Source organism: Clostridium hydrogenum, from assembly GCF_021432385.1.
GTDB classification, from domain to species: Bacteria; Bacillota; Clostridia; order Clostridiales; family Clostridiaceae; genus Clostridium_S; species Clostridium_S hydrogenum.
The window spans coordinates 2558716-2581470 of record NZ_JAEACT010000002.1 but is presented as its reverse complement, the minus strand read 5'-3'; the positions used below and the strand labels follow the sequence as shown (position 1 = coordinate 2581470).

Annotated in this window: 21 protein-coding genes; 17 read left to right on the top strand and 4 right to left on the bottom strand. The window is 30.6% G+C overall.

Going from position 1 to position 22755, the window contains the following annotated elements:
- Positions 1 to 203: 203 nt before the first annotated feature.
- The 4 genes from CUEA01_RS11845 to CUEA01_RS11830 all read left to right on the top strand — a co-directional run bounded on the left by CUEA01_RS11845 (position 204) and on the right by CUEA01_RS11830 (position 4356).
- On the top strand, positions 204 to 815 hold the full coding sequence (locus tag CUEA01_RS11845) for a LysE/ArgO family amino acid transporter (RefSeq protein ID WP_234121812.1): 612 nt from the start codon (positions 204 to 206) through the stop codon (positions 813 to 815).
- Between the two features lie 20 nt (positions 816 to 835).
- Entirely contained in the window at positions 836 to 2284 is a 1449-nt protein-coding gene (locus CUEA01_RS11840) for an aminotransferase-like domain-containing protein (protein ID WP_234121811.1), read from the top strand.
- 388 nt (positions 2285 to 2672) lie between these two features.
- Positions 2673 to 3722 carry a MerR family transcriptional regulator gene (locus tag CUEA01_RS11835; protein ID WP_234121810.1) on the top strand — a complete coding sequence of 350 codons (1050 nt, stop codon included), beginning with the start codon at positions 2673 to 2675 and terminating at the stop codon, positions 3720 to 3722.
- Between the two features lies 1 nt (position 3723).
- Entirely contained in the window at positions 3724 to 4356 is a 633-nt protein-coding gene (locus CUEA01_RS11830; RefSeq protein WP_234121809.1) for a GNAT family N-acetyltransferase, read from the top strand.
- A 386-nt stretch (positions 4357 to 4742) separates the two neighbouring features.
- Here CUEA01_RS11830 and CUEA01_RS11825 read toward each other — a convergent pair whose 3' ends face one another.
- The gene (locus tag CUEA01_RS11825; RefSeq protein WP_234121808.1) at positions 4743 to 5891 is read right to left on the bottom strand and encodes an SH3 domain-containing protein; all 1149 of its coding nucleotides are present in this window, start codon (positions 5889 to 5891) and stop codon (positions 4743 to 4745) included.
- A gap of 754 nt (positions 5892 to 6645) precedes the next feature.
- Positions 6646 to 7158, bottom strand: a complete 513-nt coding sequence (locus CUEA01_RS11820; protein ID WP_234121807.1) for a hypothetical protein — start codon at positions 7156 to 7158, stop codon at positions 6646 to 6648.
- Positions 7159 to 7345: 187 nt separating this feature from the next.
- Between CUEA01_RS11820 and CUEA01_RS11815 the strand changes: the two genes are divergently transcribed.
- The 5 genes from CUEA01_RS11815 to pepV all read left to right on the top strand — a co-directional run bounded on the left by CUEA01_RS11815 (position 7346) and on the right by pepV (position 11505).
- Positions 7346 to 8113, top strand: coding sequence for a histidinol phosphate phosphatase (locus tag CUEA01_RS11815; protein WP_234121806.1), 768 nt, complete (start codon positions 7346 to 7348; stop codon positions 8111 to 8113).
- Between the two features lie 15 nt (positions 8114 to 8128).
- On the top strand, positions 8129 to 8314 hold the full coding sequence (locus CUEA01_RS11810; RefSeq protein ID WP_234121805.1) for a DUF896 domain-containing protein: 186 nt from the start codon (positions 8129 to 8131) through the stop codon (positions 8312 to 8314).
- A gap of 33 nt (positions 8315 to 8347) precedes the next feature.
- A complete protein-coding gene (locus CUEA01_RS11805; protein WP_234121804.1) occupies positions 8348 to 9340 on the top strand; it encodes an alpha/beta hydrolase in 993 nt (330 codons plus the stop codon).
- Positions 9341 to 9378: 38 nt separating this feature from the next.
- Positions 9379 to 9861, top strand: coding sequence for a hypothetical protein (locus tag CUEA01_RS11800; RefSeq protein ID WP_234121803.1), 483 nt, complete (start codon positions 9379 to 9381; stop codon positions 9859 to 9861).
- Between the two features lie 252 nt (positions 9862 to 10113).
- On the top strand, positions 10114 to 11505 hold the full coding sequence (gene pepV / locus CUEA01_RS11795) for a dipeptidase PepV (RefSeq protein WP_234121802.1): 1392 nt from the start codon (positions 10114 to 10116) through the stop codon (positions 11503 to 11505).
- Positions 11506 to 11661: 156 nt separating this feature from the next.
- Here the strand turns inward: pepV and CUEA01_RS11790 are convergent, their stop codons facing one another.
- Positions 11662 to 13581, bottom strand: a complete 1920-nt coding sequence (locus tag CUEA01_RS11790; protein ID WP_234122167.1) for an ABC-F family ATP-binding cassette domain-containing protein — start codon at positions 13579 to 13581, stop codon at positions 11662 to 11664.
- Positions 13582 to 13901: 320 nt separating this feature from the next.
- Between CUEA01_RS11790 and CUEA01_RS11785 the strand changes: the two genes are divergently transcribed.
- The 8 genes from CUEA01_RS11785 (at position 13902) to CUEA01_RS11750 (ending at position 21632) form a co-directional block, all read left to right on the top strand.
- The gene (locus tag CUEA01_RS11785; RefSeq protein ID WP_234121801.1) at positions 13902 to 14534 is read left to right on the top strand and encodes a redox-sensing transcriptional repressor Rex; all 633 of its coding nucleotides are present in this window, start codon (positions 13902 to 13904) and stop codon (positions 14532 to 14534) included.
- Positions 14535 to 14990: 456 nt separating this feature from the next.
- Positions 14991 to 15776 carry a short-chain-enoyl-CoA hydratase gene (locus CUEA01_RS11780; RefSeq protein ID WP_234121800.1) on the top strand — a complete coding sequence of 262 codons (786 nt, stop codon included), beginning with the start codon at positions 14991 to 14993 and terminating at the stop codon, positions 15774 to 15776.
- A gap of 13 nt (positions 15777 to 15789) precedes the next feature.
- Positions 15790 to 16929 carry an acyl-CoA dehydrogenase gene (locus CUEA01_RS11775; protein WP_234121799.1) on the top strand — a complete coding sequence of 380 codons (1140 nt, stop codon included), beginning with the start codon at positions 15790 to 15792 and terminating at the stop codon, positions 16927 to 16929.
- Positions 16930 to 16947: 18 nt separating this feature from the next.
- A complete protein-coding gene (locus CUEA01_RS11770; protein WP_234121798.1) occupies positions 16948 to 17727 on the top strand; it encodes an electron transfer flavoprotein subunit beta/FixA family protein in 780 nt (259 codons plus the stop codon).
- Between the two features lie 17 nt (positions 17728 to 17744).
- Complete coding sequence (locus tag CUEA01_RS11765) at positions 17745 to 18755, top strand: electron transfer flavoprotein subunit alpha/FixB family protein (RefSeq protein ID WP_234121797.1); 1011 nt, start codon at positions 17745 to 17747, stop codon at positions 18753 to 18755.
- A gap of 84 nt (positions 18756 to 18839) precedes the next feature.
- Complete coding sequence (locus CUEA01_RS11760) at positions 18840 to 19688, top strand: 3-hydroxybutyryl-CoA dehydrogenase (RefSeq protein ID WP_234121796.1); 849 nt, start codon at positions 18840 to 18842, stop codon at positions 19686 to 19688.
- Between the two features lie 304 nt (positions 19689 to 19992).
- Positions 19993 to 20871 (top strand): DNA-3-methyladenine glycosylase family protein, encoded by an 879-nt coding sequence (locus CUEA01_RS11755; protein ID WP_234121795.1) that lies wholly within the window; start codon positions 19993 to 19995, stop codon positions 20869 to 20871.
- 23 nt (positions 20872 to 20894) lie between these two features.
- Positions 20895 to 21632, top strand: a complete 738-nt coding sequence (locus CUEA01_RS11750; protein ID WP_234121794.1) for a TVP38/TMEM64 family protein — start codon at positions 20895 to 20897, stop codon at positions 21630 to 21632.
- 158 nt (positions 21633 to 21790) lie between these two features.
- Here CUEA01_RS11750 and CUEA01_RS11745 read toward each other — a convergent pair whose 3' ends face one another.
- Positions 21791 to 22504, bottom strand: coding sequence for a TIGR01906 family membrane protein (locus CUEA01_RS11745; RefSeq protein WP_234121793.1), 714 nt, complete (start codon positions 22502 to 22504; stop codon positions 21791 to 21793).
- Between the last annotated feature and the right edge of the window lie 251 nt (positions 22505 to 22755).

The window sequence follows — 22755 nt, the reverse complement described above, 5'->3', positions numbered from 1 at the left end:
ATAGTAAGTTAATTGCTACATTATACAAAAAGTACATACGTTTACATTAGTATTATACCATATTTGGCGATTCAATCCACATGGAATAATATAATTAATAGACATCATATTTATCTTTTGGTTGGTATAAAAACTAAAAATATGGTTGAAGACAATTAAAAATTTAATGGATATAATTTAAACATGTAAAGGGGAGGATTTATATGCTTAAATATTATATTCAAGGTTTAATACTTGGTTTAACCTATGTAGCACCAATTGGAATGCAAAATTTATATGTTATCAATTCAGCATTAACAAGTAGTGTGTATAAAGCAATACAAACTGCGCTCATAACTGTATTTTTTGATGTTTCACTTGCAATTATTTGTTTTTTTGGTGTTGGAGCTATATTAGAAAAATCGTATTTTTTAAAACAAGTAATTCTTTTGGTTGGTGCTATAATAGTAATATATATAGGAATTAGTTTAATAAGGAATACTCCAAGCAGTTTAGAAAAGGTTAATAGTGAAAAAAGCTTTGTAAGAATTGCAGTATCATGTTTTGTTGTTACTTGGTTAAATCCTCAAGCAATTATTGATGGCTCATTACTTTTAGGAAGTTTTAGATTAACACTGCCAATAGAAGCTTCAAAGTTTTTTATATTTGGAGTATGCAGTGCATCTTTTATATGGTTTAATGGACTTGCATTTGTCGTGAATTTATTTAAGAAAAATTTTAGCTTAAAGTTAGTCACAATAATTAATAAAGTATGTGGAGTTATAATAATTTATTATGGGTTAAAGCTTGGATATAGTTTTTTTAAACTTATATAGAATAAAAAGGATTTGTTATTATGTTAAATATTGATTGGAAACCAAAGAAAGGTATTTCTGAACCGGTTTATAGGCAAATTGTAAACTATGTAAAAAGTAAAATTGCTTCTGGAGAGTGGAATGTTGGATTAAGACTTCCAAGCCAAAGGGAAATGGCAAAGATATTTGATGTAAATAGAAGTACGGTAGTAGAGGCCATGGAAGAACTTAAAGCAGATGGATTAATTGCTGCTAAAAGCAAAGGGGGAACTGTGATTATTAATAATACGTGGTCACTTTTAGCTTCAATTCCACCGCCAAATTGGGAGTCTTATATAAGAAGTGGAATGCATGAACCTAATATAAAAACAATTCAAGTCATAAATAAATTGGAATATGAAGATAGTATAGTAAGACTTGGAACTGGCGAACTTTCTCCAGAACTTTTACCAAAAGAAATGATAAGAAAAGTTATTTTAAATGTTTCTAACAAAATGATTTCACTTGGTTATGAAAGACCTAAGGGATCAATTGAATTACGACAAGCTATAAGCAATTATGTTAAAAAATTTGGAATAGAGGCATCCCCAGAATCAATATTAATTGTATCTGGATCACTTCAAGCTCTTCAGCTTATATCAATGAGCATATTGCATAAAGGATCAAGTGTACTAATTGAAAGACCGTCTTATGTAAAATCACTGCATGTTTTTGAATCGTCAGGTATAAAGTTAAAAGGATTAGCTATGGATAATGATGGGGTGAGACCAAGTGAAATACTTAAGAATACAAAGGAAGCATCGCTTTTGTATACTATACCTACCTTTCATAATCCTACAGGTAAAGTCATGTCTCAAAAAAGAAGAGAAGAAATTTTAAAACTGTGTACAAAAGAAAGACTCCCAATAATAGAGGATGATGCTTATAGAGAGTTATATTTAGAAGGTAACCCGCCACAGAGTTTAAAGTCTATGGATAAAAATGGAATTGTACTTTATATGGGGACAATTTCAAAAGTTTTAGCAGCAGGTATGCGTATAGGTTGGCTAATAGGTCCAGAAGCAGTTATAGAACGTCTAGCTGATGTTAAAATGCAAACAGATTACGGGGCAAGTTCTCTTTCTCAATATTTTGCAACTGAATGGATTTCAAGTGGATTACATGAAAAATATTTACAACAGTTAAGGGAAAAACTTAAAATAAAAAGAGATTTTACAATAAGTATACTTAATATGTATTTTAAAGATATAGCAGAATGGAATGTACCAAGTGGTGGATTTTATATATGGCTAAACTTAAAATATAAAATTGATATTGAAAAATTATTTTATGATGCATGTAAAATCGGAATACTTATTAATCCAGGATACATGTATGATTTCAATAAAAACTACAATATAAGAATTTCATATTCATACGCTTCGGTTAAAGAAATAGAAGAAGGGCTAAAAAAGCTTTCATGGTTGATAAAGAAGCGTAAATATAGATAAGAAATTTGAAAAATTAAAATTGCTAATAACAAATTCATCATGATAAATTACAATTTAATACAGAGTACGGAGTACAGAGTACAGAGTACAACGAAGGATGATTTTTCTCCGCGAGCGTAGAAAAATCTGAAAACTTATTTTTTATTGCTGCGCAATTGAGCCATTGATGGCGCTCAGCGAAGCTGACAACATTAAGTTTAAGATTTACCTGAGAGAATCGAAAGGTAAATCATCATTCACTGTACTCTGTACTCCGTCATCTGTACTCTGATTCAAATTGTAATTTGTCAGCATAAACTTCATATTTGCAGTAAAATATTTTCACTGTACATTTTGGAATTGACTTAGCCCTTTGGGCAGGGTGTATATTTAATCTGAGGTGATAAGAATGAATACTAAGGAAGTATGTGAAACATTAAATATATCTTCTAAAACTCTTCGAATATATGAAGAGAAAGGGCTTGTACAGGCGCAAAGGGGCGAGAATAATTATAGAAATTATAGTGACAATGATATTGTTAAAATAAAACACATAATGTTTTTAAGGGAACTTGGGTTTTCTATTAAAGATATTAAAAAACTCATTGAAAAAAGTGGGTATAATAATGAATTTTTAAGAAATTTATATATTCAATATAAAGCAGTTAAGGCTAAAATTAATGAACTAGAAAATATAAAAAGTACTCTCAAGGTTAGTATTAATGATATTTTTTCTGAAGGTGAGGAAAAAAGCAAATTTAGTTATTTGAAAAAAATGAATGATGTATTAGATGAAAATAAAAATGTTCATAAAGAATGGATTGATCAGTGGAATTTTGATTCATGGGCAAAAAGTTATGATGCTTCTGTGCTAGATAATACTCAGGATGAACTGAAATTATTTGATGGATATAAAGATATAATGAATAAATTAAGAGGAATTATTAAAGAAAATAATGCTGAAAAAGTTTTAGATATTGGATGTGGCACAGCAAATCTTTGTGGAGTCTTAAGCGAAAAACTAGATATTACAGGAATGGATCAAAGTGTAGAAATGCTTATTTTAGCACAAAAAAAGTATCCTAAAATGAAGTTTAAGTTTGGAAATTTTTTAGATGTTCCATTTATAGAAAATGAATTTGACATTATAGTTTCGACATATGCATTTCACCATTTAACAGCACAGGAGAAAAGAAAAGCGTTAGATATAATGCTAAAATATTTAAAACCTAATGGTAAAATAATTATAGCAGATTTGATGTTTTTAAATAACGAAAAAAAGGAAGAATGTAAAAGAAAATTTCAAAATGAAAATAGATTAGATTTGTGGGAAGAAATTGAGGATGAGTATTATACGGTAATAGAAGATTTTAAATCCTATGCCGAATTTTGTGAGTGTAATTTTTATTATGAGCACTTGAAAAACTTTACTTGGCTTATTGAGATAAAGTTTAGCTAAAGTGATTGTATATAAAGATATAGTTTTAAAGGAAGTTGATAATATGAAGAATGAAATTATTGAAAATACTTTTAAAATGGTCAATAAAGGCATAATTTTAAGGGATATGACCATTGAGGATATTGATGATTATGTAATTTGGAATACAAATGAAATTGAATGGCAGGATTGGGATGCTCCTTGGGAAACAAAAGATGCCATAAATACTGAAAATTTAAAAAGTAAATTCTTTCAAAGGTTAAATAGGAAAATGCCAAAAGCACGAAGCAGGTTGGAAATATGTACAATACATGGAGAACATGTCGGATGGGTTACGTCTTATCATGTTGATGGAAATGAAAAACAATTGGCTATAGGAATTGATATTCCATCCAACAAGTTTAGAGGCAAAAAAATGGGAGAATTGGCTTTTACGTTATTCATTTCATACTTGTTGAAATCAGGAGTTGTCTTAGGAATATATACACAAACGTGGTCAGGTAATTACAGGATGGTAAGACTTGCACAAAAATGTGGATTTAATGTCGTTAATAGAGAAGTTAATTTTAGAGAAATCAGGGGAAAGCTGTATGATGGATTAACTTTTAAATTAGATGAAAGTTTATTTTGGAATAGATTCGAGCATCTAAAATAAGAATGTTAATAATTAGATTGTAGAAATATAAGTGTTGTTAAAATATCAAAATAACATTAAAATACTATTATTTATTGTGAAATAAAGATGTAGTTGGATTAATCAAAGAACCTTTGGTAGGTGTAGGAAAAAAATGATGTTAGGGGATAGTGGCGAAAAAATTTCTAAAATAAAATTGTATAAAACTTAGTGGAAAATTTTTTAAAGCTTTAGAGATTCCGATTGTCTGAGCGTCTTCTTGCGAGTTATCGAAAGCTCTTAAGCTTTAAAAAATTTGCCGCTTAGTTTTATTAATTTTATTTAGGATTTTGAGCCGCTATTCACTAACATCATTTTTCTACGCCTACCGAAGGTCCTTTGATTTTGCACTACACTTTGCTTCACAATTAATTTATATATTGAAGGTATTTTGCAGAAGAGTATCCTGTTATGCCATTTACGCTAATTTTATACCAGCTTCCATCAGTTGATACACCAAGCACTGTTGCATATTGTCCTTCACTTAGTACTCCAAGAATTTGAGAAGTTGAAGATGCAGCTAATCTTATATTTAATTGAGATACATTATTTACAGTTACATAAGTGTTAGCAGGAACTGAAGCTATTAAATTTCCATATATCCAACCTGTTTGACCATTGTAAGATACATTATACCAACCAGAATTTGAAGCTAAAAGTTTTAAAATTGTACCCTTTGGTATTGTGCCAAGTAATGCAGAACTTGTAGATGGATTCGATCTAAAGTTAGCATAAGAAGTTACATTAGAAACTATACCATAAGAATTTGAAGTTGGTACGGGATCTGGTGTAGAAGTATCATCAATAATATAATTATATCTTGCAGGAATATAGCCTGAGTTAATTTCATTCATAGTTATAAAATATTTTTTTGTACCTTGTATTCCACCGTAAGTTTGATCTGGTGTAGATTCGTAAGTATAGGCACCTTGTACTCCATTTAAAGATCCCCACTTGTCAAATATAACAACATGATCACCAGGGTGGTCTAAAATATCCATATGTTTTAAGTTGCTTAAACTAATTGGTGTAAAATAATTATTAATTAAGGTAGAAGTTGATTGTTTATAGTCTTTAATATTAAAAGTAGCTTGTACAAAACCAGAACAGTCAATTCCAGCAGTTCCTTGAATATATCCATAAGGAGCAGAAGTATTAACATTTCCAGCAAAGGCACCATTGTTTATTGCAGTTAAAAAGCTTGTCCAAGGAGCTCCATCAGATGAAGTGTCTAAGCTATCCAAACCACCCCAATCATATGGGATACCAGTCATAGTTGCAGTTGTTACATTTTTAAATTGAGAAGGTTGTGTAACACTGTTTCCATTAATTGAAGGTAAAGTAGAATTTTTGCTACTTGAGTATGTCCAATTTAAATTTACAATGCTTAAAGCCCTTTGTTCGGCTTGAGTTCTTGAAATAGAAGTTTGAGTAGTGGCAGCATATGCTTTTGGTGCAGAAAATAAAAGTACACTTGCAGAAAGAATTGAAGCCATTAAGTAGTTTAATCTTTTCATACAATAAATCCCCCTAAAATTCATATTACGTGTCATTACAAGTTCATATTATACAGGGGACATGGGTAGAGTTCAATGAATAAGTATAGGGCAAAACTCCACAAATTGGATTGTAACAATTCGAAGTAAGTGTATTGCAGGATATTAAATAAAATTAATAAATCTAAGGCAAAAAACTTTAAAAGCCTAAGAAGTTTCAATAACTCGCTGAAAAGAAGCTCAGACAATTGAAACATCTAAGGCTTTTAAAGTTTTTTACCTAAGATTTATAAAATTTTATTTAAATCATCCTACAACACACTTACTTCGCAATGTACATGAGTTTAAGGAAAAAATTCCTCCGCGCCTACGGAATTTTTGTGCAGTACATAAACAATAATTATTACTGAAATTACTGTATTAATTTGTTAGAAAATAATTATATATTGTGAAACAAAGAGATAGTGGATTAATCAAATAGCCTTTGGTAGGTGGAAGAAAAAATGATGTTAGGGAATAGCATTGAAAAAATATTTTAAATAAAATTGTATAAAACTTAGTGGAAAATTTTTTGAAGATTTAGAGATTTAGATTGTCTGAGCGTCTTTTCGCGAGTTATCTAAAGCTCTTAAGCTTTAAAAAATTTTCCACTTAGTTTTATTAATTTTATTTAAGATTTTAAGATGCTATTCACTAACATCATTTTCTCCACCTACCAAAGGCTATTTGATTTTGCACTACACTTTGCTTCGCAATATTGTAATAATTAAAGAATTTATCTGCAAACAAAAGATTCTATTCTTCTTAAGTCAAGTCCAAAGTAAACCCATCTTCTTCCAGTCCATCTATAACCGGATATGGATCTTCTACCAACAAAGGTAATGTAAGTCCAGTAAGATCTACCATTGGTTTCCCAAATAAAGGTGTATTTATATCTACAAAATCTTATTGCACCGCTGTCTACTGCTTTTAGAGATGGGTTACCACCTTGTAATTGCATGTTTTTATTTGGAGTGTAGGTTGGTGGAGGTCCAGGTGGCATTTGACCAGGGCCTTGACCTTGACCAGGCATCTGTCCAGGTGGCATTTGACCGGGGCCTTGACCAGGCATCTGACCTGGGCCATTAGGTAGACGAGGGTCATCAGTTATATATCCCATTCTGTAAGTAAAAGGGCATCCCCTTAAAAAGGGACAAACGAAAGGTACTTCATCGATATCATCATTATCATCAAATTCATCATCTTCAAATCTCATAGGATCAAAATCATAATCGTTATCGTAATACATAAAGTTCTCCTTGAAAATTATTATGGGTAAATTTTACCCTATGTTAATAAGTTATGTTTTAGTGAAAAAATTGTTACTATAATTAAATTACTTCTGTTATAATTAGATTAACGACGCTGTGGGCACTAAAAGATGTATATAAAATAATTTTAGTGAATAGTTAATTGCTAATTAAGAGGTGGTAAAATTGATATTTGATAGTCATGTGCATACTGAATTTTCTACAGATTCCAAACTTAAGCTTGAAGAAGCATTAAAAACTGCAGGAGATTTAGGTATAGGAATTATTTCTACAGATCATATTGATTTAAATTATCCAGAGAAAGATAAGTTTATTTTTGATATAGATGAGTATTTTAATAAATATTATAAATATAGAAGCGATAAATATTTTCTTGGTGTAGAAATTGGAATGACGGACGAGTTTTCTAAGGAAAATAGGAATATTAGTGAAAAATATGATTTTGATTATATTATTGGATCTATTCATTTTGTAGATGGGATTGACATTTTTGATAAAGAACTATATAAGGATAGGGATAAAAAGTATGTTTATGAAAGATATTTTCAAAATATGATAGAATGTATTAAAACACATGAATATATTAATTCGCTTGCACACATTGATTATATATGTAGATATGCATCATATAAAAATACTGAAATAAACTATAATGAATATAGTGATTTAATAGATGAGGTTTTAAGGCTTATTGTTAGTAGAGAGATAGCGTTTGAAATAAATTTAAGAAGACTCAGTAACATGGCTGCCGTAGAAAATTTAATTCCAATCTATAAGAGATATAAGGAAATTGGTGGCAGTTTAGTTACTATTGGCTCAGATTCGCATAATAGTGAAAGTATAGGGCTAAATTTAAAGGCTGCTTTTTATATAGCTGAAAAATGCAAATTAAAACCTGTGTACTATAAAAACAGAAAACCAGAATATTTTTAATGGAGGACACAACTAATGGAGATGAAAGAGCTTATAGCTAGAATTAATTTTTTGTATAAGAAAAAGAATGAAGAAGGACTTACAGAGGAAGAAGAGAAGGAAAATCAGATTTTAAGAAGAGAATATATAGATGCTGTAAAAGGCAATGTTAGAGCGCAACTAAATACAGTTAAAAGGGTGCCAAGTAAAAAATTAAACTAAATATTGAGTTAGCCAAGATGGTGGCGATGTTGTATGGTAATAAGAAAAAGAATAAAAAAAGTAATTTTAGTTTTTATACTAATTTTATTTATAATTATAAATATTTCGGGTTTTTATATTGGAAATATATTTTATAATAAAGTATGTGTAATGCAGTTTGATAGAAGTGATAGTGATTATAATAATTTTAAATATACTTTTGATTATGAGGAATTTAACTTATTAGATAAAAAGGATGTACTTATAAATTCTAATTTTGGATATAAGCTTTCAGGTACGTATATTAAAAACTTTGTAAATACGGGCAATACAGTTATAATTGTTCATGGTATTACAGGAAGCAGATGGGAGTCAATGAAGTATGCGGATATATACTTAAAGCTTGGCTTCAATGTACTTGTTTATGATTCACGATATCATGGAACTAGTGGAGGAAAAAATATAACCCTTGGATATTTTGAAAAATATGATTTAAATAATTGTGTTCAATGGGTAAAGGAGCAGAATCCAGGTGGTATCATAGGAATTCATGGTGAATCTATGGGAGCAGCTACAGCGCTTTTACATTCGAATATGAATATAAGAACGAGAGATGTTTCATTTTATGTTGTTGATTGTCCTTTTTCAGATTTGCCAGAACTTTTTAGTGAAAAACTAACATATGAAATGAAAAATCACGGTAAGATTATAGCTAATGCTATAGTATTTTATTCAAGTATGGTAGCGCTTTATAAGTCTGGTTTTTCTCTTTATTCAATATCACCTAAAAAAGCTATAAAGGATGTTGAAACACCAATAATGTTTATTCACGGTGCAAATGATGATTTTATTCCACCAACTATGTCCTTAGATTTATATCTTGAAAAAAAAGGTCCTAAATATTTATATATTGCACCAAATGCAGGACACGCGCAATCATATTTAAAAAATAAAGTAGAGTATACGGCCAAGGTAAAAGAGTTTTTGATGGAAAACAACATTATAGATAATAAGACTGATCCAAATGAAACTGTAAAAATGTACTGAAAACAGAGTACAGAGTACTTTGGTATAGGTGGTGTGTAATGAATAATAATGAAAAGAAGTTCTTTGAGAACTTGTGTAAAATGTGTATTTCAAATTATCAGGTGTTAAATAATGCTGATATGATAAGTACGTTAATAAGTCAAGTTTGTAGGATAAAAGATATGGATGTTCCATTTGTCAAAGGTATTTTGTATGTAGAGGTAAATAATTATAAAAGACAATATGCACACTGTTTCAATATGTACATGGGAAATGTAATTGATGCAGGAATATATCAATTTGCAATTATGAACAAGAAGATTGAAGAACTTTTTCCAATGTATATAGCTGGAAATGAACCTAATCATATAGAATATAAAGTTATGTCAGAGGTTAAACTTGATGTACAATTTAAATTTAAAAGAGAATTCTTAATTGAAGTGATTGAAAAGGCGTATCAATATGATGACATTGAGATAAATAAATTTAATGAAATTGAAGATAGTAAAAAAAGCAACCTATTTTATTATAGGAGGATGTGAAAAAAGGTATTCTATAGGTTTTACTATACTGCACATAAAGCTTATAGAGCTTCTCATAAAAAAGAATACCTATATTTTTCACATGCTCATGTAGATAAAACAGTTAAATTAATAAAATTAGCTTGTACCAAAATGCTCAGAAGATAGCATTTTGGTACAAATTAATTTCCAAGTTTCAAGTGTTTTATCTTAATAAATGGTGTAAAATATTATTTGGTAAGTTTTATAATAAATTTGAATGGAGGAATACAGATGGATATAAATAATCAAGTGGATTTATTAAAAGACGAATTAATTAAAGCAACTCAAAAGGTTTTACAAGTAAAAAGTGTTCAAGGAGAAGCAAAGCCTGGTATGCCATATGGAGAAGGACCAGCTAAAGCATTAGAATGTGCACTTCAAATTGCAAAGAGTTTAGGCTTTAAGACTGCTAATATTGACAATCAAGTAGGATATGCAGAATATGGTGATGGAGAAGAATATATTGGTGTACTTGGTCATCTTGATGTAGTTCCAGAAGGTGATGGATGGGAGTTCCCTCCATATGCTGCGGAAATACATGATGGAAAAATATTTGCAAGAGGTGCAACAGATGATAAGGGACCTATAATGGCAGCTTTATATGGCCTTAAGGCAATTGTAGATTTAGGTTTTACAATGTCCAAAAGAGTTAGAATTATTTTTGGTACAAATGAAGAAACTGGAAGCAAAGAAATTGGATATTATTTAAAAAAGGAAAAACCACCTGTAGCAGGTTTTACCCCTGATGCAGAATATCCAATTATAAATGGTGAGAAAGGCGTAGTTGTATTTGATTTACATAAGGAGTTTTCTGTAAAAGCAGATGGAGAAACAAATGTTGTTTATGTAAAGGGTGGTAATGCCCATAATATAGTTCCTAATTTCTGTGAAGCTGCAGTAAGAACTTCACTTAAAAGCACAATAATAGATAAATGTGAGGAATTTTCAAATAGAACTGGTTATGAATTAAAGGCAGAGGAAAATGGCGAGTTAGTTATTATAAAGGCATATGGAATAGCGGCTCATGGAAGTATACCTCATGAAGGAAAAAATGCAATATCAGAAATTTTAGCTTTTCTTGGTGAGTTAAATTTAGAAAAAAGTGATCTTTCCGATTATATAACTTTCCTCAATAACCACATAGGAATGGAAACAGATGGTGAATCTTTTGGAGTTGCAATGAAGGATGAGATTTCGGGAAAACTTTCATTTAATTTTGGAATAATAGATTTAAATGAAAATAGCGGAAGAGCTACAATTGATATAAGATATCCAGTTACTTGCAAGTTTGAAGAGTTATCTAAAAATGCCAATGCTGCAGTTGAAAATACAGGCATTAAGATAGAAAATATGGATCATGCGAAGCCTTTATATTTCCCTAAAGATAGTGAACTTGTAAAGACACTTCAGAAGGTCTATAAGGAACAAACTGGTAATGAACCAAAACTTTTAGCAATAGGCGGAGGAACATATGCAAAGGAAATGCCTAATATAGTTGCTTTTGGACCAATATTTCCAGGTGAACCAGATGTGGACCATAAAGTAAATGAATACATTAAAATAGACGATCTTATTTTAAATGCTAAGATTTATGCACATACTATTTACGAATTAGCGAAGTAAGAGCCTATGGGTAAAGCAATTCACAATTCACGATTCACAATGCACAATGAAGGAGGATTTACCTTTCCTTACGTCAGGTAAATCTTAAACTTAAATGTTGTCAGCTTCGCTGAACACCATTAATTGTGCATTGTGAACTGTGAATTGTGCATTGGCTTAACTGTTGAGTTCTTCCCACTCTTCGTAAAGTTTATCTATATTTTCTTGCAAATTTGATATACTGTTATTTACTTCTACGCTTTTTTCTGGATTTGAATAAACTTCTTCAAGGCAAAGCTGGTTTTGAAGATCTTCCATTTGAGTTTCAAAGTTTGCAATGGAATCCTCTATATTTTTTATCTTAAGTTTCTTTTCTTTTTCTAGTTTTTGTTCTTCTCTTTTTTTCTTTTTGTCAGCTTGTATTTGTGTTTTTGTTTTTCCTTCTGAAATTTCTTCTTCATATTGAAATCGTGTTGGATTTTTCTTTTTTTCTACATAATAACTGTAGTTTCCTAAGTATTGTTTTGCCCCATCAATATTTAACTCATATATTTTTGAAACTACTTTGTTTAAAAAATATCTATCATGTGAAATAACTAACACAGTCCCATCGTAATTGAGAAGAGCGTCTTCTAAGGCCTCACGCGATACTATGTCTAAATGGTTTGTAGGCTCGTCAAGCAAAAGAAAATTATTTTTAGATAACATCAGTTTAAGTAAGTTAATTCTACATTTTTCTCCGCCGCTTAGTTTTGATATTGTTTTGAAAACATCATCTCCAGTAAATAAAAAGGCAGCAAGGGCGGTTCTAACTTCTGTTGTTGTAAGCTCGGGAAAATCATCCCATACCTCATCGATTATTGTTTTATCCATACTCAAATTTGACTGCTCTTGATCGTAATAACCAATAAACACGTTTTTGCCTAAAATTTTAATTCCTGAATCACTTTTTATTTTATCAAGGAGTATTTTAAATAAGGTTGTTTTACCACGACCATTTTCTCCTATTATTGCTGTTTTTTCTCCACTTTTAATATCAAAATCTAAGTTTTTAAATAATAAATAATCTCCAAAACTCTTAGATAGATTTTCAACATGAAGTACATCATTACCGCTTTTTATCATTGTTTCAAATCTTATTTTAGTAACGCCGGTTTCTTTATCTGGTGCTTTAATTCTTTCAACTTTATCTAAAGCTTTTTGACGGCTTTCAGCAGCTCTTATGCTTTTTTCTCTATTAAAGGAACGATAACGCTCAATTATTGATTCTTGTCTTTTAATTTCTGCCTGTTGAAGTTCATAGGCTTTAAGCTTAATTTCGTAATCTTTTTTCTTCAAATCTAAAGCTTTAGTATAATTTCCGTTAAAACAATTTATATGACCATTTATAAGTTCAAAGATTTTATCGGTTATGCAATCCAAAAAATATCTATCATGTGATATTATAAGAATTGTACCCTTATAAGCTTTAAGATAATCTTCAAGCCATTCTATTGCATCTAAATCCAGATGGTTGGTTGGTTCATCTAACAGCAATATTTCAGGTTTTATAAGAAGAAGTTTACAAAGGGCTACCCTTGTTTTTTGTCCCCCACTTAGTATATTAATTGATTTTTTTGAATCTTCCTCAGAAAAGCCAAGACCTTTTAAGACCCTTCCAATTTCGCCTTTATAAGAATATCCACCCTTAGTATTATAAAGTTCAGTATAAGTTGTGTAATCCTTTATTATTTTATTATGATAATCTTCTTTTGCGGGATCATATGGTTCACCCATTTTAATTTCAAGTTCTTTAATTTTATTTTCAATTGATATTAATTCATTAAAAACCGAAGTTAGTTCTTCAAATATTGTATTAGAACTATCAAGATCTAGATGCTGTGCTAAGTAACCTAATTTTTTATTTTTATCTATAAATAAATCACCATTATCGTGTTCAAGCTGTCCTGTAAGTATTCTAAAAAGTGTGGATTTTCCAGCACCGTTTGGCCCGATTAAGCCTATTCTTTCACCTTCATTTATACTAAAAGTAACATCTTCAAGTATGACATCTATTCCATAACTTTTTTGGAGATTTTTACAGCTCATAACTATCATATAATTCACCTGCCATTAAAGATAAACCGCTTGAAACTTGAAAATTAATTTGTACCAAAATGACGTTTTCTGGACATTTTGGTGCAAATTGATTTTGGTAGTTGAAACGGTTTATCTATATATTCTTTACCAGTAAATATTAAAACATTAAAATGTATATTGTCAAATAAAAATAACTTTAAGATTATTTAAATAAAAATAACTACTAAAATAATTAGTGTAAAAATCAAATAATGTGGTAGAATATAAATATTGAGTTGAAAATTGTGTACTACAAATTATAATTAATATGTAGTATATTGCAGTAAGGGGTGCGTTTCGTGGAAAAGAAGAAAAATATATCTATGGCAGTAATAAGACGTTTGCCTAAGTACCATAGATATTTAAACGATCTGAGGAAGAATGAGGTCGATAGAATATCTTCAAAAGAACTAAGTGAAAAAATAGGTTTTACAGCTTCTCAAATACGTCAAGACTTGAATTGTTTCGGGGATTTTGGACAACAAGGATATGGATATAATGTAAAGGAGCTTTGTAAGGAAATAGATGCAATTTTAGGACTTACAAAAGAGTATAAAACTATAATAGTTGGTGCAGGAAATATTGGCCAAGCAATTGCAAATTATATAAATTTTGAGAAATTAGGCTTTTGCTTGAAGGGAATATTTGATATAAATCCAAAGCTATTGGGGCTTAAGATTCATGACATAGAAATTCAAGATATTGATTGTTTGGAAGGATTTTTGAAAAATGAACAAATAGACATTGGGATTATATGTGTTCCTAGTAAAAGTGCTCAAAAGGTAGCAGATATTGTTGTTAATAATAATGTTAAGGGGATATGGAACTTTGCACCTATAGATTTAATTACCAAAAATGATGTTATAGTTGAAAATGTTCATTTAAGTGATAGTCTTCTTACTTTAAGCTGTTTACTTAGCGATAAACTATAGAAATATAACATGAAAAGCAGAGTACAAAGTACAGTGAAGGATGATTTTTCTACGCGAGCGTAGAAAAATCTGAAAACTTATTTTTTTATTGCTGCGCAATTGCGCCATATATGGTGCAGAGAGAAGCTGACAACATTAAGTTTAAGATTTACCTGAGAGAATGGAAAGGTAAATCATCCTTTACTGTACTCTGTACTCTGCTCTACAAATTTTGGGGTTACATGTCTATCATGCCGCTAAAAAATTATATATGCCAAAGCCATTGAAAATTGGTGCTTTTGAACAAAAAAATTTAAGTTTCGTGGTAGTTTCACCATAATTATACTTATTAACAGTTGAAATATGAAATAAATCATTATATAATTATAAACGAGGCATAACGCTTCAAAAAATTTTGACCCTCTTTGTTAGAATATTAACAAGGAATAAATAATATTTTGTTTAGGAGGATAAGTCATGGAATTAAAAAATGTCATCCTTGAAAAGGAAGATAAAATTGCTGTAGTTACTATTAACAGACCAAAAGCATTAAATGCACTTAATAGCGATACCTTAACTGAATTAGATTATGTTATAGGTGAAATTGAAAATGATGATGAAGTCTTTGCTGTAATTTTAACAGGTGCAGGAGACAAGGCATTTGTAGCTGGTGCAGATATTTCAGAAATGAAAGATAAAAGTGTAATAGAAGGAAGAAAGTTTGGAATACTAGGTAATAAAGTGTTCAGAAGATTAGAACTTTTGGAAAAACCTGTAATTGCTGCTGTTAATGGTTTTGCATTAGGCGGTGGATGTGAAATTTCAATGGCTTGCGATATAAGAATAGCTTCAAATAAAGCTAAATTTGGTCAGCCTGAAACTGGTCTTGGAATAACTCCAGGCTTTGGTGGAACTCAAAGACTTGCAAGACACGTTGGAGAAGGAATGGCTAAAGAATTAATATATACTGCAAAAATAATAAAAGCAGATGAAGCCTTAAGAATAGGACTTGTAAATAGGGTAGTAGAACCTGAAGAATTAATGAGTGCAGCAAAGGAACTTGCAAAAACAATTGCAAACAATGCTCCAATAGCTGTTAAATTAAGTAAACAGGCTATTAATAGAGGTATGCAGTGTGATATCGATACTGCATTATCATTTGAATCAGAAGCATTTGGAGAATGTTTCTCAACAGAAGATCAAAAAGATGCAATGTCAGCTTTTGTTGAAAAGAGAAAAATGGAAGGTTTCAAAAATAGATAGGAGGTAAGTTTATATGGATTTTAGTTTGACAAAAGAACAAGAATTAGTAAGACAAATGGTTAGAGAGTTTGCTGAAAATGAAGTAAAACCAATAGCTGCAGAAATCGATGAAACAGAAAGATTCCCAATGGAAAATGTAAAGAAAATGGCTCAATATGGTATGATGGGAATTCCATTTGCAAAAGAATACGGTGGTGCAGGTGGAGACGTATTATCTTACATACTTGCAGTTGAAGAATTATCAAAAGTTTGTGGTACTACAGGCGTTATTCTTTCAGCTCACACATCTCTTTGCGCTTCATTAATAAATGAATTTGGTACAGAAGAACAAAAACAAAAATATTTAGTGCCTTTAGCTAAAGGTGAAAAAATAGGTGCTTATGGTTTAACTGAACCAAATGCAGGAACAGATGCTGCAGGACAACAAACAGTAGCTGTACTTGAAGGAGATCATTATGTAATTAATGGTTCAAAAATATTCATAACAAATGGAGGAGTTGCAGATACTTTCGTTATATTTGCAATGACTGATAGATCTAAGGGAACAAAAGGAATATCAGGCTTCATAATAGAAAAAGGCTTTAAAGGCTTCTCAATTGGTAAAGTTGAACAAAAGCTTGGAATAAGAGCTTCATCAACAACTGAACTTATATTTGAAGACATGATAGTACCAGTTGAAAATATGATAGGAAAAGAAGGAAAAGGCTTCTCTGTAGCAATGAAGACTCTTGATGGAGGAAGAATTGGTATAGCTGCTCAAGCTTTAGGAATAGCAGAAGGTGCTTTCAATGAAGCAAGAGCTTACATGAAAGAAAGAAAACAATTTGGAAGAAGTCTTGATAAATTCCAAGGTCTTGCATGGATGATGGCAGATATGGAAGTTGCTATAGAATCAGCTAGACATTTAGTATACAAAGCTGCATGTCTTAAGCAAGCAGGTCTCCCATATACAGTTGATGCTGCAAGAGCTAAACTTCATGCTGCAAATGTAGCAATGGATGTAACAACTAAGGCAGTACAATTATTTGGTGGATACGGATATACAAAAGATTATCCAGTTGAAAGAATGATGAGAGACGCTAAGATAACTGAAATATATGAAGGAACTTCAGAAGTTCAAAGATTAGTTATTTCAGGACATATTTTCAGATAATTTAAGGAGGTTAAGAGGATGAATATAGTTGTTTGTTTAAAACAAGTTCCAGATACAGCGGAAGTTAGAATAGATCCAAAAACAGGAACACTTATTAGAGAAGGAGTTCCATCAATAATAAACCCAGATGATAAAAACGCACTTGAAGAAGCTTTAGTATTAAAAGATAATTATGGTGCACATGTAACAGTTATAAGCATGGGACCTCCACAAGCAAAAAATGCTTTAGTAGAAGCAATAGCTATGGGAGCTGACGAAGCAATACTTTTAACAGATAGAGCATTTGGAGGAGCAGATACACTTGCAACTTCACATACAATTGCAGCAGGAATTAAAAAATTAAAATATGATATAGTTTTTGCTGGAAGACAGGCAATAGATGGAGATACAGCTCAAGTTGGACCAGAAATAGCTGAACATCTTGGATTACCTCAAATAACTTATGTTGAAGAAGTTAAGGTTGAGGGAGATACTTTAAAAGTTAAAAAAGCTTGGGAAGATGGATATGAAATTGTTGAAGTTAAAACACCAGTTCTTTTAACAGCAATTAAAGAATTAAACGTTCCAAGATACATGAACATAGGAAATATATTTGGAGCATTCGACAAAGAAATAAAAATGTGGACTGCTGATGACATAGATGTTGATAAAACTACTTTAGGTCTTAAAGGATCACCAACTAAGGTTAAGAAATCAGGAACTAAAGAAGTTAAGGGACAGGGAGAAGTTGTTGATAAGCCTGTTAAAGAAGCAGCAGCATATGTTGTTTCAAAATTAAAAGAAGAGCACTATATTTAGTTAGGAGGGATTTCTCAATGAATAAAGCAGATTACAAGGGCGTATGGGTCTTTGCTGAACAAAGAGACGGAGAATTACAAAAGGTATCATTGGAATTATTAGGTAAAGGTAAAGAAATGGCTGAAAAATTAAACGTTGAATTAACAGCTGTTTTACTCGGAAGCAATACTGACAAAATGTCAAAAGAATTATTAGCTCATGGAGCAGATAAAGTTTTAGCAGCAGATAGCGAACTTTTAGCACATTTCTCAACTGATGGTTATGCAAAAGTTATTTGCGATTTAGTTAATGAAAGAAAGCCAGAAATATTATTTATAGGAGCTACTTTCATAGGAAGAGATTTAGGCCCAAGAATAGCAGCAAGACTTTCAACTGGTTTAACTGCTGATTGTACATCACTTGATATAGATGCAGAAAACAGAGACTTATTAGCTACAAGACCAGCATTTGGTGGAAACTTAATAGCTACAATAGTTTGCTCAGATCACAGGCCACAAATGGCAACAGTAAGACCTGGCGTATTTGAAAAATTACCTGTTAATGATGCAAATGTTTCAGATGCTAAAATAGAAAAAGTTGCAATTAACTTAACAGCAGCAGACATAAGAACAAAGGTTATCGATGTTGTTAAAGTTGCTAAAAATATTGCAGATATCGGAGAAGCTAAAGTATTAGTTGCTGGTGGTAGAGGAGTTGGAAGCAAAGAAAACTTTGCAAAACTTGAAGAATTAGCAGAAGTACTTGGTGGAACAATAGCAGCTTCAAGAGCAGCAATAGAAAAAGAATGGGTTGATAAAGACCTTCAAGTAGGTCAAACAGGTAAGACTGTAAGACCACAGCTTTATATTGCTTGCGGTATATCAGGAGCAATTCAACATTTAGCCGGTATGCAAGATTCAGATTACATAATTGCTATAAATAAAGATGCAGCAGCACCAATAATGCAAGTTGCTGATTTAGCTATAGTTGGTGATTTAAATAAAGTTGTACCAGAATTAATAGCTCAAATAAAAGCAGCTAATAATTAATATATATATATGCCAAAATACTTCTATAAGTATTTTGGTGTAAATTTATGCTGATATTTTTTAAATTTAAGGAGGTTTGTTTAAATGAAAAAAGTATGTGTAATAGGTGCAGGTACTATGGGAGCAGGAATTGCTCAAGCATTTGCAGCTAAAGGATTAGAAGTAGTTTTAAGAGATATTAAAGATGAATTTGTTGATAGGGGATTAAAGACTATAGACAAGAATCTTTCAAGATTAGTTACAAAAGGTAAAATAGATGAAGCAGCTAAAGCTGAAATATTAACAAGAATTACAGGAACAGTTGACCTTAACTTGGCAGCTGATTGTGACTTAGTAGTTGAAGCAGCAGTTGAAAGAATGGACATAAAGAGACAAATATTTGCTGATCTTGATAACATATGCAAGCCAGAAACTATTCTTGCATCAAATACATCATCACTTTCAATAACAGAAGTAGCTACAGCAACTAAGAGACCAGATAAGGTTATTGGTATGCATTTCTTCAATCCAGCTCCTGTTATGAAGCTTGTTGAAATTATAAAGGGAGCAGCTACTTCAAAAGAAACTTTCGATGCAATTAAAGAAGTTTCTGTTGCAATAGGAAAAGATCCTGTAGAAGTTGCAGAAGCACCAGGATTTGTTGTTAACAGAATATTAATACCAATGATAAATGAAGCAGTTGGAATTTATGCTGAAGGAATAGCTTCAGTAGAAGATATAGATAAGGCTATGCAACTTGGAGCTAATCACCCAATGGGACCATTAGCTTTAGGAGACTTTATAGGTCTTGATATATGTCTTGCTATAATGGAAGTTCTTTTCACAGAAACTGGAGATCCAAAATACAGACCTCATACATTATTAAAGAAATATGTAAGAGCTGGATGGCTTGGAAAGAAATCAGGAAAAGGTTTCTACGATTATTCAAAATAATAAAATTGCATAGGGCATTGAGCCCTTATAATTGATATGCCTTCATTAAATCCATTTTTATTATATAAAATCCTCATGAAAATTGAGGATTTTTTTTCTTTTGTGGTACAATATTAATAAATAGAAGTAATTCAATTCACAATTCACGATGCACAGTTCACAATGAAGGTTGATTTTCTGCTTGTGCAGAAAATCTTAAAATTTATTATATTTAGACTTTTCTCCGCGAGCGGAGAAAAATCAACCTTCATTGTGCATTGTGAACTGTGAATTGTGCATTGAATTGAGCATTGGAGGTATAAATATGGATTACAGTACAATAGAAGAATTTGAGAATGGAATTACAATAAAAGATGTTAAAAATTTTGAATTAAATCATATTTTTGATTGTGGTCAGTGTTTTAGGTGGAATAGACTCGAAAATGGAAATTATATTGGAATTGCATTTGGAAAGGCTATTGAAGTAGAAAAGAAGGAAAATAACGTTATAATATATAATATTAATGAAGAAGAATTTAATAGCGTTTGGAAGGGATACTTTGATTTAGATAGAGATTATGAAAAAATAAAAAGGGTATTAAGTGAAGATAAACTTTTAAAGAAGTCTGTAGATTTCGGATATGGTATTAGAATTTTAAAACAGGAACCTTTTGAAATTTTGCTTTCCTTTATAATTTCGGCTAATAATAGAATACCAATGATAAAAAGAGCTATTGAAAATATAAGTAAGAAGGCTGGGGAAAAATTAGAATACAAAAATGAAACATTTTATGCATTTCCATCTATAGAAAGATTGAATAAATTCACAGAACAGGATTTTGAAGAATGTGGAGTGGGATTTAGAGCGAAATATTTGAAAGATACAGTGGGGAAAGTATACAGGGGTGAATTTGACCTGAACAATATCTCTGCTTTAAATGATGATGAGTGCCATGCTGCACTTCAACTTTTTATGGGTGTAGGTCCAAAGGTAGCAGATTGTATTATGTTATTTTCTATGGGAAAATATACTGCATTCCCAGTTGATGTTTGGGTTAAGAAGGCTATGATGAAATTTTATGTAGCTCCTGATGTGTCACTTAAGAAAATACGTGATTTTGGAAGAGATAAATTTGGTGAGCTTTCAGGATTTGCCCAACAATATCTTTTTTATTATGCAAGGGAGAATAAAATACAAGTTTAAGCTTGTGAAATGGTTGGTGCATTATGGCTAATGTTTTTTTTAGTAAAATATTAAAAAATATTAAGCATATACTGAAGAAAATTAAAAAATATAAAATGCAAATAGGTATATTGGTGTTATTGATTTTTTTAATAGCATGTGGTTATTTATATTACACTAAATTTTTCTATATGATGAAGGATGCTCACAAATTAAAGCGATATATACTATCTTATGGTAAATATAGTGTTTTAGCATTTTTTGCTATGCAAGTTATACAAGTAGTTGCATTTTTTATACCAGGTGAAATAGTTCAAATTGCTGGTGGATACATATTTGGAACTGTTGAGGGTTCTATAATATCTGCAATTGGCATAACAATAGGAAGTATTGCGGCATTTTTTGTAGCCCGTTTGCTTGGTAAGGCTTTTGTTGATAGAATAATTTCAGAAGGTAAAGTAGCAGGAATAAGAAAATTTTTAAAAAGTGAAAAAGCAAACTATGCTATATTTCTAATATATTTAATACCGGGATTACCAAAGGATATTTTAGCATATCTTTGTGGAGTATCAGAGGTAAGAGCAAAAAGCTTTATTATATATTCAACTGTTGGAAGATTACCAGGAATAATCACTTCGGCATACTTCGGAAATAAGCTCACAAAGGGCGATTTAGTAGTTCCTATAGTAATAGCAGTAGTGATGAGTATTTTGTTTATTGTAGGGGCAATTAAGGGGGAAAAAATAATAAAGAAAATGATTGAGAAGAAACACAAGGGCTAGAGTACAGAGTACAAAGTACAGAGAAGGATAATTTTCTGCTTGGGCAGAAAATTTACAGCTACATGGGCTTGCGCCCAAACCTGTAATATGTATTTTTGTTCAGCTAGCTGAACAGAGATTCTTTTATAAGTTAAAGATTTATTCCGACGTAAGGAACTTCACTGTATTTTGTATTTTGTACTTTGTACTCTGTTTTTTAGTTTGTCAATTATTAAAAATGCAATTCCAGTAATTAAAGTGCCTCCAATCAATATTTCTCCGCAATGCATAAAGAACTCTTCTGGTAAAAGCAAGATAATTGAATCTGTTCTTGGATCAAATATCCAAAAGTCATTGTTAAAAAATAATTTATGAAAATAGTCAAAAAAAACGCTAAAATTTAGTGCCGCCATAATTAATGATACAAGGGTAATTAATAAAAGTTCTATGCCACTCCATTTTAAGTAGGAATTTAAACCGTTTTTTTTGCATATTAATATGCTTATAACAATAAATAAAATGGATACCAGCATTACATATCTAATACGGTTAATAAGTGCTCTAACGTCTTTAAAATGTTCCCTGCCACCGTTTGAAGAAGGTATTGTTGGAAGGTTAAAATTATCAGAATAATTTCCATTAATGTAGCTAATCATATAATTGTAATTTTTTTTTAGTAAAATTGAATTTAAAGGTTCTACGTTAATATTATATTCTTGGGTATAAGTATTAAAGTCATCAATTAAATTTAAATTTAATGCATCATAGTAGTATATGGGCTTAAAGTTTATAATATATTGAATGAAAAACAAAATGGTGAATAATGTTATAAACAAAGATAATAGCATTTCTAATATTTTAGACATAAGTTTCAAATTATCAATCCTTTTCATGAAAATCAGCTTTTAAACAATAAATAACCTCATTAGGTATTATGTACCTATTTGTGATATATATACAAATCAAAGTACATAGAAAAAATGAGAAAAACAATGAAATATTGATATATTTAATTATAAATTCATCCTATCTCAACTATTGCCTGATTTATTAATGATTTTGAATTTGCTAATATTTTAACTATTAATTATTATAATAATTGTGTTAGCACTCAATATTAATGAGTGCTAATAAATAAAATTAT

Bases quoted from the DNA above. Each gene is read 5' to 3' on its own strand.
- CUEA01_RS11845 (WP_234121812.1), top strand. From the start codon at position 204: ATGCTTAAATATTATATTCAAGGTTTAATACTTGGTTTAACCTATGTA.
- CUEA01_RS11840 (WP_234121811.1), top strand. From the start codon at position 836: ATGTTAAATATTGATTGGAAACCAAAGAAAGGTATTTCTGAACCGGTT.
- CUEA01_RS11835 (WP_234121810.1), top strand. From the start codon at position 2,673: ATGAATACTAAGGAAGTATGTGAAACATTAAATATATCTTCTAAAACT.
- CUEA01_RS11825 (WP_234121808.1), bottom strand. From the start codon at position 5,891: ATGAAAAGATTAAACTACTTAATGGCTTCAATTCTTTCTGCAAGTGTA.
- CUEA01_RS11820 (WP_234121807.1), bottom strand. From the start codon at position 7,158: ATGTATTACGATAACGATTATGATTTTGATCCTATGAGATTTGAAGAT.
- CUEA01_RS11810 (WP_234121805.1), top strand. From the start codon at position 8,129: ATGGAGATGAAAGAGCTTATAGCTAGAATTAATTTTTTGTATAAGAAA.
- CUEA01_RS11805 (WP_234121804.1), top strand. From the start codon at position 8,348: ATGGTAATAAGAAAAAGAATAAAAAAAGTAATTTTAGTTTTTATACTA.
- CUEA01_RS11800 (WP_234121803.1), top strand. From the start codon at position 9,379: ATGAATAATAATGAAAAGAAGTTCTTTGAGAACTTGTGTAAAATGTGT.
- pepV (WP_234121802.1), top strand. From the start codon at position 10,114: ATGGATATAAATAATCAAGTGGATTTATTAAAAGACGAATTAATTAAA.
- CUEA01_RS11790 (WP_234122167.1), bottom strand. From the start codon at position 13,581: ATGATAGTTATGAGCTGTAAAAATCTCCAAAAAAGTTATGGAATAGAT.
- CUEA01_RS11780 (WP_234121800.1), top strand. From the start codon at position 14,991: ATGGAATTAAAAAATGTCATCCTTGAAAAGGAAGATAAAATTGCTGTA.
- CUEA01_RS11775 (WP_234121799.1), top strand. From the start codon at position 15,790: ATGGATTTTAGTTTGACAAAAGAACAAGAATTAGTAAGACAAATGGTT.
- CUEA01_RS11770 (WP_234121798.1), top strand. From the start codon at position 16,948: ATGAATATAGTTGTTTGTTTAAAACAAGTTCCAGATACAGCGGAAGTT.
- CUEA01_RS11765 (WP_234121797.1), top strand. From the start codon at position 17,745: ATGAATAAAGCAGATTACAAGGGCGTATGGGTCTTTGCTGAACAAAGA.
- CUEA01_RS11760 (WP_234121796.1), top strand. From the start codon at position 18,840: ATGAAAAAAGTATGTGTAATAGGTGCAGGTACTATGGGAGCAGGAATT.
- CUEA01_RS11755 (WP_234121795.1), top strand. From the start codon at position 19,993: ATGGATTACAGTACAATAGAAGAATTTGAGAATGGAATTACAATAAAA.
- CUEA01_RS11750 (WP_234121794.1), top strand. From the start codon at position 20,895: ATGGCTAATGTTTTTTTTAGTAAAATATTAAAAAATATTAAGCATATA.
- CUEA01_RS11745 (WP_234121793.1), bottom strand. From the start codon at position 22,504: ATGAAAAGGATTGATAATTTGAAACTTATGTCTAAAATATTAGAAATG.